The organism is Segatella copri, assembly GCF_019249655.2.
Taxonomy (GTDB): Bacteria; Bacteroidota; Bacteroidia; order Bacteroidales; family Bacteroidaceae; genus Prevotella.
This window is the reverse complement of the sequence record NZ_CP137557.1, coordinates 1,613,122-1,627,374: the sequence shown is the minus strand read 5'-3', so window position 1 is coordinate 1,627,374 and position 14,253 is coordinate 1,613,122. Positions and strand designations below refer to the sequence as shown.

General features: G+C 47.5%; 13 protein-coding genes. 10 read left to right on the top strand and 3 right to left on the bottom strand.

Translation table 11 applies throughout. The features are described 5' to 3' along the window. Positions 1–358: 358 nt before the first annotated feature. From KUA49_RS06255 to KUA49_RS06245, 3 genes are all read left to right on the top strand, one after another. Entirely contained in the window at positions 359–1,708 is a 1,350-nt protein-coding gene (locus tag KUA49_RS06255; RefSeq protein ID WP_218412601.1) for a sigma-54-dependent transcriptional regulator, read from the top strand. Between the two features lie 263 nt (positions 1,709–1,971). After that, a complete protein-coding gene (locus tag KUA49_RS06250; protein ID WP_203039394.1) occupies positions 1,972–2,211 on the top strand; it encodes a hypothetical protein in 240 nt (79 codons plus the stop codon). A 206-nt stretch (positions 2,212–2,417) separates the two neighbouring features. Continuing rightward, on the top strand, positions 2,418–4,847 hold the full coding sequence (locus KUA49_RS06245; protein ID WP_218412600.1) for a hybrid sensor histidine kinase/response regulator: 2,430 nt from the start codon (positions 2,418–2,420) through the stop codon (positions 4,845–4,847). Here the strand turns inward: KUA49_RS06245 and KUA49_RS06240 are convergent. Next, on the bottom strand, positions 4,804–5,628 hold the full coding sequence (locus tag KUA49_RS06240; protein ID WP_218412599.1) for an AraC family transcriptional regulator: 825 nt from the start codon (positions 5,626–5,628) through the stop codon (positions 4,804–4,806). The two genes, KUA49_RS06245 and KUA49_RS06240, sit on opposite strands and share 44 nt — an antisense overlap. A 184-nt stretch (positions 5,629–5,812) precedes the next feature. Between KUA49_RS06240 and KUA49_RS06235 the strand changes: the two genes are divergently transcribed. The 6 genes from KUA49_RS06235 to KUA49_RS06210 all read left to right on the top strand — a co-directional run bounded on the left by KUA49_RS06235 (position 5,813) and on the right by KUA49_RS06210 (position 12,604). Beyond that, positions 5,813–7,165, top strand: a complete 1,353-nt coding sequence (locus KUA49_RS06235; RefSeq protein WP_256624834.1) for a TolC family protein — start codon at positions 5,813–5,815, stop codon at positions 7,163–7,165. Between the two features lie 22 nt (positions 7,166–7,187). Further along, on the top strand, positions 7,188–8,225 hold the full coding sequence (locus KUA49_RS06230) for an HlyD family secretion protein (RefSeq protein ID WP_218412598.1): 1,038 nt from the start codon (positions 7,188–7,190) through the stop codon (positions 8,223–8,225). Positions 8,226–8,303: 78 nt separating this feature from the next. Beyond that, positions 8,304–9,845, top strand: coding sequence for a hypothetical protein (locus tag KUA49_RS06225; RefSeq protein WP_218412597.1), 1,542 nt, complete (start codon positions 8,304–8,306; stop codon positions 9,843–9,845). 162 nt (positions 9,846–10,007) lie between these two features. Then, positions 10,008–11,210 carry a uracil-xanthine permease family protein gene (locus KUA49_RS06220; protein WP_218412596.1) on the top strand — a complete coding sequence of 401 codons (1,203 nt, stop codon included), beginning with the start codon at positions 10,008–10,010 and terminating at the stop codon, positions 11,208–11,210. 91 nt (positions 11,211–11,301) lie between these two features. After that, positions 11,302–12,024: a phosphatase gene (locus KUA49_RS06215; RefSeq protein ID WP_218412595.1), complete on the top strand. Its 723-nt coding sequence runs from the start codon at positions 11,302–11,304 to the stop codon at positions 12,022–12,024. Between the two features lie 37 nt (positions 12,025–12,061). Then, positions 12,062–12,604, top strand: coding sequence for a beta-class carbonic anhydrase (locus KUA49_RS06210; RefSeq protein WP_203049569.1), 543 nt, complete (start codon positions 12,062–12,064; stop codon positions 12,602–12,604). Between the two features lie 78 nt (positions 12,605–12,682). Here the strand turns inward: KUA49_RS06210 and KUA49_RS06205 are convergent, their stop codons facing one another. Further along, positions 12,683–12,967: a putative quinol monooxygenase gene (locus KUA49_RS06205; protein WP_218412594.1), complete on the bottom strand. Its 285-nt coding sequence runs from the start codon at positions 12,965–12,967 to the stop codon at positions 12,683–12,685. Positions 12,968–13,145: 178 nt separating this feature from the next. On the opposite strand from KUA49_RS06205, the gene KUA49_RS06200 reads away from it, so the two are divergent. Continuing rightward, positions 13,146–13,430 carry a hypothetical protein gene (locus tag KUA49_RS06200; RefSeq protein WP_218412593.1) on the top strand — a complete coding sequence of 95 codons (285 nt, stop codon included), beginning with the start codon at positions 13,146–13,148 and terminating at the stop codon, positions 13,428–13,430. A 331-nt stretch (positions 13,431–13,761) separates the two neighbouring features. Here KUA49_RS06200 and KUA49_RS06195 read toward each other — a convergent pair whose 3' ends face one another. Then, positions 13,762–14,253, bottom strand: a complete 492-nt coding sequence (locus KUA49_RS06195) for a hypothetical protein (RefSeq protein ID WP_218412592.1) — start codon at positions 14,251–14,253, stop codon at positions 13,762–13,764.

Here is a 14,253-nt window from a genome sequence, read left to right as displayed (position 1 = left end):
GCCACATCCATGATGCTCATGGTGCTCATGATGTTCATCCATGGAACAATCACAATGATGATGTTTCATTTCTTCCATAATTTTACAATACTTTTAATTCTATATCATTCGAAACATAACGTTCCGTTCTTGTTTTCGGTTGCAAAATTACGAAAAGGCTTCTGCAACTCGGTTGCAAAAGTCCATTCATGGTGAGATAAAAGCTCACTTTTATGAACTTTTGTGAGAAAAGCACCAAAATCTTTGGCGAAATTTCAAAATAAACTACCTTTTTCTTTGCTTATATCAAATATTAATGCTAACTTTGCGCACGCAATAAAGCATCTTTACGAGAAGAAAGTGACAAAAGGATTGTAATATGGAAAAGATTCTAATAGTTGAAGACGATATCGCATTTGGAACCATGATTCAGACATGGCTCAAAAAGAAGGGATTCGAAGTAGAGAAAGCTACTTCGGTAAAAGCGGCCATACAGATTTACGAGAAGACTGAAAGCGGATTTGATTTGGTTTTGTCCGATCTTCGTCTTCCCGACCACGATGGCATCTTCCTGTTACAATGGATGAGAAAGCACGGTATGCTGGTTCCATTCATTGTAATGACCAGCTATGCCGAAATCCAAAATGTGGTACTCGCCATGAAGTCGGGTGCCACCGATTATGTGGCAAAACCTTTCCAACCTGATATTCTCCTGGATAAGATTAAAGAAGCCATCAAGGCTCCGAAGAAGACTCAAAATACAAGCACCACAGAAGACAAGAACACCAAGGTGGCAGCACCTGCCGGCGATGTTCCTAAATATCTGGAGGGCGAAAGCGAAGCTTCCCGTAAGCTCTATAGTTTCGTTTCTCTGGTGGCCCCTACCCCTATGTCGGTTCTCATTCTAGGAGCCAGCGGAACGGGAAAGGAGTATGTGGCTCGCAGAATCCACGAATTAAGTCAGCGGGCAGGAAAGCCATTCTTCGCCCTCGACTGTGGTGCCATCCCAAAGGATGTAGCAGCTTCTGAATTCTTCGGTCATGTGAAGGGAGCCTTTACGGGAGCCGAGCAGGATAAGAAGGGTGCATTCGAGATGGCGAATGGCGGAACGCTCTTCCTCGACGAGATGGGAAACCTGAACTATGAGGTGCAGGTGCAACTGCTCCGTGCCCTACAGGAACGAAAAATCCGTCCGGTGGGAAGCACCAAGGAGATAGACATCGATATCCGACTGGTATGTGCCACCAATGAGAACCTGGCGCAGCGTGTGACAGAAGGAAACTTCCGTGAAGACCTCTACCATCGCGTCAACGAGTTCACCATCTACATGCCCGAGCTGAAAGACCGTGGTGCCGACATCTTCCTCTTCGCCGACCTCTTTATCAAGCATGCCAACAAGGAGCTTAACAGAAATGTAGAAGGACTCGACAGCAAGGCGAAGGAGCGAATTGCCGCCTACAACTGGCCAGGCAACCTGCGAGAATTGAATAATGTAATGAAGCGCGCCACCCTTCTCGCCACCGGCAGATACATCGGAGTAACCGAACTGGAACAGAGTATGGCACACATCCAGCCACAAGCCCCAACCACCCTGCACGATGAGGAAACCGAACTGCAGCGAATAGAGGCTGCGCTGAAAGCTGCAGGAGGCAACAAGAGCAAGGCTGCACAATTGCTCGCCGTGGATAGAAAGACGCTGTATAACAAGATGAAGAAGTACGGCATCTGATGATGTGGGGAAGTGGGGAATCTGATGCCATTCCCCAACTTTTTGGGGAATAATTCCACACCAGTTCCCCAACTTCCACAAGTTTGAAAACTGGCACAAAGAGAAGCTCTTACTGATTATCAGAAACTTACACTTTTTCATCATCTTTTGGCACGCAGATTGTGATATTAGATAGTGAACTCGCAAACAAGCAGCAATGCAAGTAAGGCAGTTCATGAAAGAAGTAATAAACATAATATTCACAATTAAAAAAATAAAAGATTATGAAAAAGTTAGTATTCGCAGCTATCGCTGCTATGGTAATGGTATCAGTTAGCAACGTATTCGCCAGCAACAAGATGGCAAGTGTTTCATCAGTAGCTCCAGTTGACACAGTAGCTCCAGCAGAGGCTCCAGCTGACACAACAGTAAAAGCAACAGAGGATTCTGCAGAAGAGAAGGCAGCTCCAGCAGAGACTCCAGTAGAGACTTCTGTAGCAGCAGATTCAACTGTAGCAGAGTAAATCACCTTTAAAAACAGTAATTAAAATCAAGATTACAAAGTAAAGTTAAAAACAACAATTACGCGTCGCTTTCAATCAGGCAGGAGACTAATGATGAAATTCATTGGTCTCCTGACTTGTTTTTACCCCTTTCTTTTCTTGGAATCATTTTTTTGTCGTATCTTTGCAGAAGATATAAACAAGGTAATTAATTAAATAGATTTCTCATGCACAAGAATAACATTCCTATCAAGGTAGCCCTCGGATATAGCGCCATTGCCATCATCATGATCCTGGCCATCAGTCTGGTGTATAGCAACACCAAGAGCATCATCGCCGTCAATGAGGCATCGCGCGATTATATACAGAAAAGAAGTGCTGCCGATAGCACCATATCTTCTCTGCTCAAAGAGGAACAGAAAAACCTGAAGCAACTATCCGACGTCATGGCAGGGAAACCAAACAAAAATTATCTGCACGATAAGGTAAAGAGTCTGAATACGGGCAAGGATTCTATCCTCGTTCACTCCAAGGCGCCACAAACCCACGAGGCGAAGAAGACAACGGTAGAGGTATTGAAGACCCGAAAGGGATTCTTCCGCCGACTTGCCGATGCCTTTAAGAAAGAGCACGCCGAGACCCTGAGCGTAAAGCAGGACAGCAACCGAGCTGTCATCGATTCCGTCACCACCCCAGTGAACGTGGCAGGAAACGTGGCAAACATCCTCGAACAGATAGACAGAAAGGAGAAAGTGGAAACACAAGACCATAAGCGGAACATCAACAGAGAGATGGAAGAGCTGAAGATGGTGAGCGCCAAACTCGCTCTCCGCTCCGCCAAGCACCTGAGCGATGTACACCAGCGAGAGAAAGATGCCATGCAGGAATCCATCAGCAAGGCGATGGAAGCCAGAAAGCATCTGTTGTGGCAGATGGAATTACTCGCCATCGTAGCCTTCCTAGCCATCGTTGTCATGATCTGGCTCATCTGGCGCGATGCCAAGAAGGAGCGCATCTATCAGGAAAATCTGGAGGCTGCCAACGAGGAGATTCAGCGCATCATGAACCAGCGCGAGCGCCTGCTCCTCACCATCACCCACGACATCAAGGCACCAGCTGCCTCCATCTCGGGCTTCATCGACCTGATGAAAGACTACGTCAGCAATCCTCAGGGCATCGAATGCCTCCAGAACATCAAGAATTCTGCCGCACATCTATCTCATCTCGTTGCCTCCCTGCTCGATTATCATCAGTTGGAAAATGGCTTGATGAAAGTGCAGCCTACCTCTTTCTCGCCAGCGCAACTGGTAGCAGAATCGGTAGAGGGAATGAGATTGCGGGCTGAAGAGAAAGGATTGGAGATTTCATTCGAATGCAAGATGAAGGGAATGGGAACTTCGGATTCTCCAATGAAGAAGGAATTCTTCCGTGCCGATGCCTTCCGCATTCGTCAGATTTTGGATAACCTGGTAAGCAACGCCATCAAATATACCGACCAGGGCAGCGTCACCATCCAGGCACAGGTTTCGAAAGTCATGGGCAAGCCAATGCTTACCCTGAGCGTAAAGGATACGGGCAAGGGAATGACCAACGAGGAAAAACAGAAGGTGTTCCACGCTTTCACCAGATTGAAGAGTGCTCAAGGCATCGAAGGCACCGGTTTGGGATTGTCCATCACCCAGGAACTGGTTTCGCTGCTCGGCGGAGAAATCATTCTCCACTCTACCCAGGGAAAAGGGTCCACCTTCATCGTCACCATCCCTGTAGAGCCTGCGCCAAAGGAAGAGACACAGAATAAAAACCAGACTGGAGTTGGCGATGACAAGGCACTAGATTCCAATCCGGAAGAGAAAGAAAATGATTCAGCAAGCCATCAGGTTTCTGAAGAAAAGAAGAAACCGGAATTTGCAAACCACAAGATTCTGATTCTGGATGATGACAAGCTGCAGCTCCAGCTTCTCCAGGAAATGCTGCGCCGCATCGTAGGCGACACCTGGCAGGTATTCGCCTGCAACCATGTGATGGATGCCCTCACCACGCTGCATAACGAGCAGCCAGCCCTGATGCTGATGGATATCGAAATGCCCGAGATGAACGGCATGGATATGATTACCCACATCAACCATACCCAGATGACGGTGGTGGCGATGACGGCTCACGACACAAGCATCCTGGAACAGCTCCAGAAAGCAGGCTTCGACGACTGCCTGTTCAAGCCATTCAGCATGGAGAAACTGTCTGATATTCTGGGAATAGAGTCCCAGCCTCAACTGGATGTCCAGTCTGAAACTCCATCCCAGCCAGATTTATCATCTCAGCAGAAATCCAAGCCTCAGCTTGATTCTCTCCTGGCTTTTGCCGGAGGCGATGAAGAGGCTGCAAAGGAGATTCTCGATACCGTGAAGCAGGAACTTGCCGCACACCTCGAGAACCTGAAAGAAGGCATAGAAGAGGAATCCTTATCTACCGACCGCATAGGAAAGGCGGCACATAAGCTCCTCCCTATCGCCACCATGATGCAGATGGGATGTCTCGAAGAACTCAAGGCTCTCTCCCCAGAACACATCGGCAAGATTGAAGAAGCTGAAATCAGAGCAAAACTGAAGGTTGTGATTACGACCTTATCTGCTGCGGTGTCAGACCTGTATGCTTCTTGAAATACCGGCAGAAGAAACTGACGTCGGCAAAATGAAACTCCCAAGCCATCTCCTTGATGCTTTGCGTGCTTCGCTTAAGATGCAGCTTGAGCTGCAGAATCACGTATTGATCGATGATGGTCTTGGGGGTATGCCCCGTCACCTGGTTCACGATGTTGGTCAGATATTTCGAAGAGATATTCATCTTTTCGGCATAATAGTTCACATCTCTTGAAATCTTGTAATCCTTCTCCAGAAGCATCATAAACCGATTGAACAGTTCTCTTACGCGATACGATTTTACCTCATCTGGCCGGTATTGCGGATTGCGCTGAAGATACTCATGAAAACCGATGAAGAATGCCTTCAACTGGCATAATACCAACTGCGAGATGCAGGTACATTCCGACTGGTCGAAATATACCTTCAATAAACCAAACATCCCATTGATGATGTTTGTCACCACAGGGGTATCCTTCCTGCAGCGGTCTTCCCGCAAGGAAGAATACACCGTCTGCTCCAGCTGCAAACTGGCTTCACGAAGCAAGGAAGGATTATATTTCAGGATTTCGACTTCAAAATCCCCATCAACCTTCAATTCCACCACATCATTCGGAAACAGCGTAATCACCGCCCCCTCATAAAGTTCCCAATCCTTATAATTCACATTCAGCATCGCCTTTCCTTTCCGGCAAATCAATATCGCTCCGTAAGTCAATACTTGCGGACCCTCCTGCCATTCCTCCAAACCAGAGCGAAAAAGGCTTGCTTCCTGATAACTGCTTAATTCTGATAATTCCATCTACACCTTATTATATATAGAGTTATTATGTCTCTTTATTCCTATTTCGGTTGCAAAATTACACAAAATATGTGATATAAAAGAACTATTATTCCCAAATCGTCCATCCGCCGCGAAAAATTTAAAGTGATTGTTCGCCCAAAACTCCGTACCTTTGCACCCGAAATTCAAAAAGTAATAATCAATGATTAAGAACATCTTATTTGTAAGCCTTCTGCTTGCAGGAGGAACCCATTGGGCTTCGGCTCAATCACAAACCACCGTAGGGGCGGCTGCTTCCTTGCCTGCCAGCAAGAAAGAAAACATGACCATCAGCCAACTCTTCCAGAAGGTGGAGGATAACAGCAAGAGCCTTCGCACTTCATTATCAGGAGTAGAAGCAGCCCACCTAGGCATCGAATCGGCTAAAAGCAAGAAACTGCCCGACCTTGATGCTTCCCTCTCATTCAGCTATATCGGCAATGCGCTGATTACCGACCGCGACTTCAGCAACGTTCACGGCTTGAAATCTCCACATTTCGGCAACAACTTCGCCTTCCAGGCACAGCAGGTGGTTTATGCCGGTGGAGCCATCAACGCAGGCATCAAGCTCGCCGAACTCGGAAAGCAGCAGGCAGAGGTAGGCGTGAAACTCACCCGACAGCAGATTCGCTTCATCGCCCTAGGACAATATCTCGACCTCTATAAGATAGACAACCGCATCAAGGTGTATGAAAAGAACATCGAGTTAACCCGCCAGCTCATCGACGACATCAAGGAGAAACAGACACACGGAATGGCGCTGAAGAATGACATCACCCGATACGAACTCCAGATGGAAAGCCTCAAACTCGGTCTGACGGCGCTCCGAAACAACCGGAGCATCCTGAACCATCAGCTTTGCAATACCCTAGGAATGAACCAGGATGCACAGATTATCCCCGATGCCACCATTGCCGACAAAACCTACAGCAAGGAAGGCGAGGCTTACTGGCAGACAGCAGGAACCCTGAACTCCCCACTCCTGGAGCAGAGCAGTAACGCCATCCGCATCGCCGAACAGAAAGAAAAGATTGCCAAGAGCGATCTTCTGCCAAAGGTAGCTTTCGTTGCCGCAGATAACTTCGATGGACCTATCCTCTTCGAATTGCCACCTGTTGACAAGAACCTCAACGTCTGGTATGTGGGCGTAGGCGTGAAATACAGCCTCAGCTCTCTCTTCAAGAGCAACAAGCGCATCAAGCAGGCAGCCGTGGAAACCCGACAGGCAAAAGAGGCACATGCCGTTCAGGCTGAGCAGCTTAACAATAATGTGCAGGCTGCCTACGTGCAGTATCAGCAAACCTACGTGGAACTGGAAACGCAGCGAAAGAGCGTAGAGCTGGCACAGCAGAATTACGACGTGATGAATGCCCGCTATCTCAGCCAGCTCGCTCTGGTTACAGACATGGTGGATGCCTCCAACCTCAAGCTCAATGCCGAGCTCAACGAGGTGGATGCCCGCATCAATATCGTCTATGCCTACTATCGCATGAAGTACGTGGCAGGAGAAATTTAGAAACAATAAAATAAATAAAGCAATGAACAAGAAGATTATCAAGAGAATATATAATGTAGTGATTATCCTCCTTTTTCTGGGAGCTATCGGCTGGTGCTTCAGCCATTTCTATCATGGCAGCGATGTGGCTTACACAGATGATGCACAGGTAAACCGCCATATCACCCCTATCAATACCCGTGTACCGGGATTCATCAAGGAGATTCGTTTCAACGACTATCAGCACGTAAAGAAAGGCGATACCCTTGTTATCATCGAGGATGCTGAGTTCCGTCTGCATGTGGCTCAGGCAGAAGCCGGCTTGCGTGGATCCAAGTCAAGTTCTTCGGTGGTAACCGCCAGCATGGGCACCACCAATACCAATGTGCAGACAGCGGCTGCCGGCATCGAGGAGGCTCGTGTGGATATGATGAATGCCAAGCAGGACTTCGACCGCTTTGCGGCTTTGATGAAGAAGGATGCAGTAACACGCCAGCAATACGACAACGCCTATGCCCGTTATCTGGGAGCCAAGGCACGCTATGAGCAGGCAAGCAGCCGCAAGGCCAGCGCCGCATCGGTTCGCAATGTACAGACCCAGCAGCTCGGCGGTTCACGTGCCGGAGAGAGCGTGGCAGAAGCACAGCTCAACCTGGCTCGCCTCAACCTTTCCTATACTGTAATCGTGGCAACCTGCGATGGCGTGATGGGAAGAAAGGATATTCACGAAGGCCAGTTGGTACAGCCTGGTCAGTTGCTGGCTCGCATCGTGGATGATAACGATGTATGGGTGGTAGCCAATTATCGTGAGACTCAGATGGACGGCATCACCGTGGGAAAGAGCGTAGATTTCACCGCCGATGCCATCCCGGGTGTAGTATTCCATGGCAAGGTAGAAGCCCTTTCTGCCGCAGCCGGCAATGCCTATTCCATGATTCCAGTGGATAATGCCACCGGCAACTTCGTAAAGGTAGAGCAGCGCGTGCCTGTTCGCATCGCCCTCACCAAGGACAATGACCCGAAACAGATAGCCTTGCTCCGTGCCGGACTGAACGTAGAGACCAAGGTTCGTATCAAATAGAATGTTCTATAAACTATAAATTATAAACTATCAAGAATGTTCTATAAACTATAAACTATAAACTATAAATTATAGAAAATGCCAGGACCTCCAATGCTTCAGGGACCCTTCCGGGTTCCATCGTTCAATGGATATATTCCTCGCCGGTTACAGCCATGGATTTATCTCCTCTTCGCCTTCATCTTCCTGATGTCGGGCGGAATCTATGGAGGAGCCATGAGCCAGGTGATGGGCGAGTACAGTTTGATGAGAGAAGACGTGCTCATGATTATCATGTTCAACGTAGTGGGCGTGGCGATGCCATTCCCCTTCCTCTTCAAGATGAAGTTCCACTTTACCAACCGCCAGCTCCTGCTGAATGCGGCACTGGTAGTGGCAACCTGTAATTTCCTCATCATGTGGACCGACTCGGTACCCTTGATGTGCATTCTCGCTTACATCGCAGGCTTCTTCAAGCTCTGCGGAACCTTCGAATGTATGAGCACCATCCAGTTGTGGATGACCTCCAAGCGCGATTTCACCATCTTCTTCCCCCTGCTCTACTGCATCGTTTTGGGAAACATGTTCCTCTCGCCCTGGGTCACCGAACACCTGATTTACATCTATCAGGATTGGCGCATCATCAACTGGGCGATGACGGGAGCCCTGCTCCTGGTGGCACTCATCGTGTATGTCACCACCCACGACTTCCGCTTCATGAACCCCCTGCCCTTCATCAGTCTCGACTATCTGGGCTGCATTCTGTGGTCGGCATGGATGCTGGAGTTCATCTTCTTCTTCACCTATGGCGAGCACTACAACTGGCTCGATTCGAAGATCATGCAGGTGGATGTATTGCTCTTTATATTTACCGGATATTTCTGCATCCAGCGAATGCTCCACATCCGTCACCCTTACATCGCTCCGGCGGCGTGGAAGTACAAGCGACTCATCCCGCTGCTCATTCTCTTCGCCTTCGTAGAGTTCATGGGCAGTACGCCTAAAGTGCTGCAAACCGCCTTTACGGGTGGCGTGCTGCATTTCGGCAACATCACCACCAATGTGCTCAACTTTGTGGAATGGACGGGAGCCATCGCCGGCTGCCTCTTCTGTCTCTTCTGGTGCAAGGTGCTCTGTCAGAAATACACCCGTCTGCTCACGATAGGTGTGGCAACGATGGTATGTTATCCTGTGATGATGTATTTCCTCATCGATCCGGGGCTCAACATCGAGGCGCTCTATCTGCCTTGTTTTCTCAGAAGCTTCGGCAACGCCATCTTCTTCTGCATGCTCACCGTGTATCTGGAAGAACTGATGCCGTTCCAGCATTTCTTCATGGGATTGACGATGGCAGGCATCATCCGCAACGGTCCGATGTCGGCGATGTGCTCAGGTCTGTACAGTTTCGGACTCCGTTATCAGATGGCAGACAACATGTCGCGCGGCTTACCCTACGATGCCACCAATCTTCTGATGCTCAGCATCCGGAATCTCTATGGCGTCACCTGTCTCATCGGCATTGCCGTGCTGATCATCTTCCTGCTCTGGGATGTACAGCCCGTGAGAAGTACCCTGAAGAAGATGCCTTCCTGGAACTTCGTGGGAAAGAGAATGAAGAAAAAGAAAGTATTTGCGAAATAAAACCTATTATCATTACGGCTGTCAGTTTCTTATAAACTGGCAGCCGTTTTTGCTATTCAGCAACCTAAAATAACCCCAAAAAGAGAAAAAGCCCGAAGAATCTTTGCTTTTTCAAACTTTATTTGTATTTTTGCAAAAATTTAGCAACAAATATTAAGAATTATGGATACAGAACAACTTTCTATGACCAAGAAAACCCTTGTGGGAGTACAATTCCTATTTGTGGCTTTCGGTGCAACGGTTCTGGTGCCTCTCCTGATAGGCATCAATCCGGCAACGGCTCTCTTCACCGCAGGTGTGGGAACCTTTCTCTTTCACTTCATCACCAAGGGCAAGGTGCCTATCTTCCTGGGCAGTTCCTTCGCCTTCATCGCTCCTATCATCGCTGCCACCAAGCAGTGGGGACTTCCGGGAACCATCGCCGGACTTACCAGCGTCTCCCTGGTGTATTTCATCATGAGCGCCCTAGTAAAATGGCAGGGCAAGAAACTGCTGGATAGGATTTTCCCTCCGGTAGTCATCGGACCCGCCATCATCCTTATCGGTCTTTCCCTTTCGGGCAGCGCTGTGAATATGGCTAAGACCAACTGGGTTCTCGCCTTCGCATCGCTTATCACCGCCATCCTGGTACTTACCTTCTGCAAGGGACTGATAAAGCTGGTGCCTATCATTTCGGGCGTTATCGTGGGTTACGTCATCGCCATCTGCATGGGCGAGGTAGATTTCTCGGATGTAGCAGCGGCTTCGTGGTTCTCCTGTCCGGTAAGCTTCGATACCATCACCCATTTCTCCTGGGCGCCATTTCTCTATATGTTACCCGTGGCGATAGCACCGGTGCTGGAACATATCGGCGACGTGTATGTGGTGAGTGCCGTGGCGAAGAAGGATTTCGTGGCTGATCCGGGATTACATCGCACGATGTTGGGCGATGGAGTGGCGTGTCTCTGTTCCGCCTTCCTGGGTGGTCCTCCTGAGACTACCTATTCTGAAGTAACGGGAGCGATGTCTATCACCAAGGTCACAAGTCCTGCCGTGATTCGCATATCCGCAGCCACCGCCATCTGTTTCTCTATCGTGGGCAAATTGAGTGCCTTGCTGCAGAGCATACCTCAAGCGGTATTAGGTGGCATCATGCTGCTTCTTTTCGGCACCATCGCCAGTGTGGGTGTTCAGAATCTGATGCAGAACAAGGTAGATATGAATGAAACCCGCAATGTCATCATCATCTCGGTGATGCTGACGATGGGCTTGGGTGGTGCCGTCCTCTCCTCCGGTTCCTTCGCCATTTCCGGCATCGGTCTCTCTGCCGTCATCGGCGTGATTCTCAACCTCGTACTTCCTAAAACGAAGAAGGAGGAGGCGTAAAAAGTGGGAAAACATCTATTTTCGAAGAAAAAAAATGTTTTTTAATCATGGAGAAATAAACTAATTCGCAAAATATCCGTACCTTTGCAGTATGAAAACATTATTAGACGTTCATACACATACCATAGCATCGGGTCATGCCTTCAGCAGTTTGCAGGAAATGACCATGGCTGCAAAAGAAAAGGGGTTGGAAATACTGGGAATCACAGAGCACGGACCACATATCCCGGGCACCTGTAATCCCATCTATTTCAGAAACCTGCATTGCGTTCCCCGTCAGCTCTATGGAATCAGGCTGATGCTGGGAGCAGAACTCAACATCCTCAATACCCAGGGCGATATTGACCTCGATGAGGATTACTGGCGCATACTTGATATCCGAATCGCTGGCATTCATAGCCTTTGCTGGCAGGGAGGAACCAGGGAAGAAAACACGCAGGGAGTCATCAACGCCATGCGCAATCCATTCGTGCAGATTATCTCCCATCCTGGAGATGGAACGGCAGAACTGGATTTCGAGGCTCTGATGAAGGTTTCCAAGGAGACGCATACCTTGCTCGAAATCAACAATCACTCCATGGCTCCCATCCGTCACAAAACAGTGGCAGCTCCTAATAACCTGGAACTGCTGGAACTTGCCAAGAAGTACGAAACACCTGTCATCTTCGGAAGTGACGCCCACTTCTCTGCCATGATTGCCGACTACAGCAACATCATGCCGCTGGTAGAGAAAGCAGAGTTCCCGGAAGAGCTGGTTCTCAACTATCAGCCGGAGAAGTTCATGGCTTATCTCAAGCCTACCCCAGAAAAATAGGAAAAAAATCGTTTCACATTTCATTTGCACTACTATGATTATAGAGGAAATTATCAAGTATAACGAGGAATTCGTAGCCAACAAGGGCTACGAGAAGTATCTTACGAGCAAATACCCAGACAAGAAGCTTGCCATCCTTTCCTGTATGGATACCCGCCTGACAGAGCTTCTGCCAGCAGCATTAGGATTGAAGAATGGAGATGCCAAGCTCATCAAGAATGCCGGCGGACTGGTTATCAGTCCATTCGACTCCGCCATGCGCAGCCTTCTGGTTGCCATTTACGAACTGGGTGTAGAGGAAATCATGGTCATCGCCCACTCCAACTGCGGTGCCTGCCACATGAACGGACAGCAGATGAAGGAATTGATGCTCAAGCGCGGCATCCATCAGGATGTCATCGACACCATCGGACTTTGCGGCATCGACCTAGACCATTGGCTGGAGGGCTTCCACGACACCGAGGATTCTGTAAGAAATACGATTAACACCATCCGTACCCACCCTCTTGTACCAAAGGATGTCAATCTGCATGGTTATATCATCGATTCCCAGACGGGTAAGCTCACAGAAGTAAAATAGAACTATATAATAATAATGAGAACATCAGCCGGTGATGAAGAAGACAAAGTATCACCACTGGCTGATGTCTGAAAAGATTTAGAAAGTGAACTGCTCCAGTTTCAAGCCGTTCTTGGTAAGAGCTTCAATCTTTGGAACCAATGTAGTGAAATGCTCAGAAGCCATGTGAGCTTTCAGAACTTCCTCGTTCTCCCATGTCTCGCAGATCATCATCACCCCATTACGAGTTCCACTGGTGAAATAGTCGTAGGCAATATTGCCATGGTCCTGCAAAGACTTCTCTACCAGTTCCTTGCATAAAGCGTTGATTTCCTCAACCTTTACCTCTTCCTTTTTCTCAAAAAATACATTTAATCTAATCATAGTTCCTTATTTTTAATATTAACTTTGTATTCAACAACTGGTTGCAAAATTACCATTTTTTTATGAATACCCAACAAATTATGCGTTATATTTTTGTTAAAATTAGAAGTTTTTCCATTTTTTCTTGCATCATTAAGATAAAAAACGTATATTTGCAGCAGATTAAATACGCAAGCTTATGAAAGAGAAAAGATATACATTGCCAGAAGAGCAGGAAGATGCAGCTTTCGTAGCAGAGTCAGCACCAGCCTATCACGGAAATGCCGCCATAGCACTTCCCGAAGATGAATGTGCAGAAGAAGATATTGACTGGAATAAGATTCCAGTGGGCTGGCATCCGGCCAATGAAGAAGAAGCCGTGGCTAGGATTGAAGCTATTGAGGCGGAGTATGAGAATGGGCAATATATTGATGCAGAAGAATTTGAAAAAGAACTAATTGCACAATATCCATGGCTAGCATAAGATTAACACTTTACCTCCGCCCTTACCATAGTGCGATTATCAAGGAGAATTGGAAGATTATCTATCGCTACGACGAAGCCAACGACCTCGTCATTTTCGTAGATTTATGGGATATGAGAAGAAGTCCCAGATATCTGATAAGGCAATTCAAAAGAAAACTATAAAGGAAAGAGCTCTAACTGTATGATTGAAACGGGCTGAAGGCCCAAAAGCTCTTAGCCCAGGGCAGCACCCTGGGTATGCTAGCAATCAGCAATGCGCCCTGTAAGGGCAAAAGCTTTGCATAATATTTTTATCACCAACAAGCATTCATAAATACTTCGGGATTGATTTATACGAGTTCCCGAAGCTTACACTCCAGTATTACAGCAGACTCTCTATTAACCATTAAATCATATAATTCCTGGTCTATTTCTGCATAAGCAAAACCATCACGCAAAGACTTTAAGCTAGAATAAAACTTACTTTCTTTGCATTTTTCATTTTTTACCAATCGCCAAAAGGGTTCATGCTGCAAATGATAATAGGGATTCTCTATGCTACATTTAAAAGGATAACTATGAGGTATATCCATGGCTAAACCCTCTGCTACAAAAATACTACCAACTGTATTCTGTTCACCAATATACAATCTCCATAACCTTTTAAACTCCCCAACCAACTCACTTGAAAGAACGATATGATTATCTTTTATGAACCCCCGCTGGCAGAGATTTAAAATAGCCAAGAGCAAAAGAGGCTTATGCGGAGCTTTTACGCCCCGCATAAGCGCCCTTTTCATCTTTTCAAAAGCACCCAGATAATAGTCTATATCTTTATCCAT

Coding starts and splice junctions, on each gene's coding strand:
- KUA49_RS06220 (WP_218412596.1), top strand. CDS start 10,008: ATGGATACAGAACAACTTTCTATGACCAAGAAAACCCTTGTGGGAGTA.
- KUA49_RS06250 (WP_203039394.1), top strand. CDS start 1,972: ATGAAAAAGTTAGTATTCGCAGCTATCGCTGCTATGGTAATGGTATCA.
- KUA49_RS06235 (WP_256624834.1), top strand. CDS start 5,813: ATGATTAAGAACATCTTATTTGTAAGCCTTCTGCTTGCAGGAGGAACC.
- KUA49_RS06225 (WP_218412597.1), top strand. CDS start 8,304: ATGCCAGGACCTCCAATGCTTCAGGGACCCTTCCGGGTTCCATCGTTC.
- KUA49_RS06240 (WP_218412599.1), bottom strand. CDS start 5,628: ATGGAATTATCAGAATTAAGCAGTTATCAGGAAGCAAGCCTTTTTCGC.
- KUA49_RS06215 (WP_218412595.1), top strand. CDS start 11,302: ATGAAAACATTATTAGACGTTCATACACATACCATAGCATCGGGTCAT.
- KUA49_RS06200 (WP_218412593.1), top strand. CDS start 13,146: ATGAAAGAGAAAAGATATACATTGCCAGAAGAGCAGGAAGATGCAGCT.
- KUA49_RS06245 (WP_218412600.1), top strand. CDS start 2,418: ATGCACAAGAATAACATTCCTATCAAGGTAGCCCTCGGATATAGCGCC.
- KUA49_RS06255 (WP_218412601.1), top strand. CDS start 359: ATGGAAAAGATTCTAATAGTTGAAGACGATATCGCATTTGGAACCATG.
- KUA49_RS06205 (WP_218412594.1), bottom strand. CDS start 12,967: ATGATTAGATTAAATGTATTTTTTGAGAAAAAGGAAGAGGTAAAGGTT.
- KUA49_RS06230 (WP_218412598.1), top strand. CDS start 7,188: ATGAACAAGAAGATTATCAAGAGAATATATAATGTAGTGATTATCCTC.
- KUA49_RS06195 (WP_218412592.1), bottom strand. CDS start 14,253: ATGGATAAAGATATAGACTATTATCTGGGTGCTTTTGAAAAGATGAAA.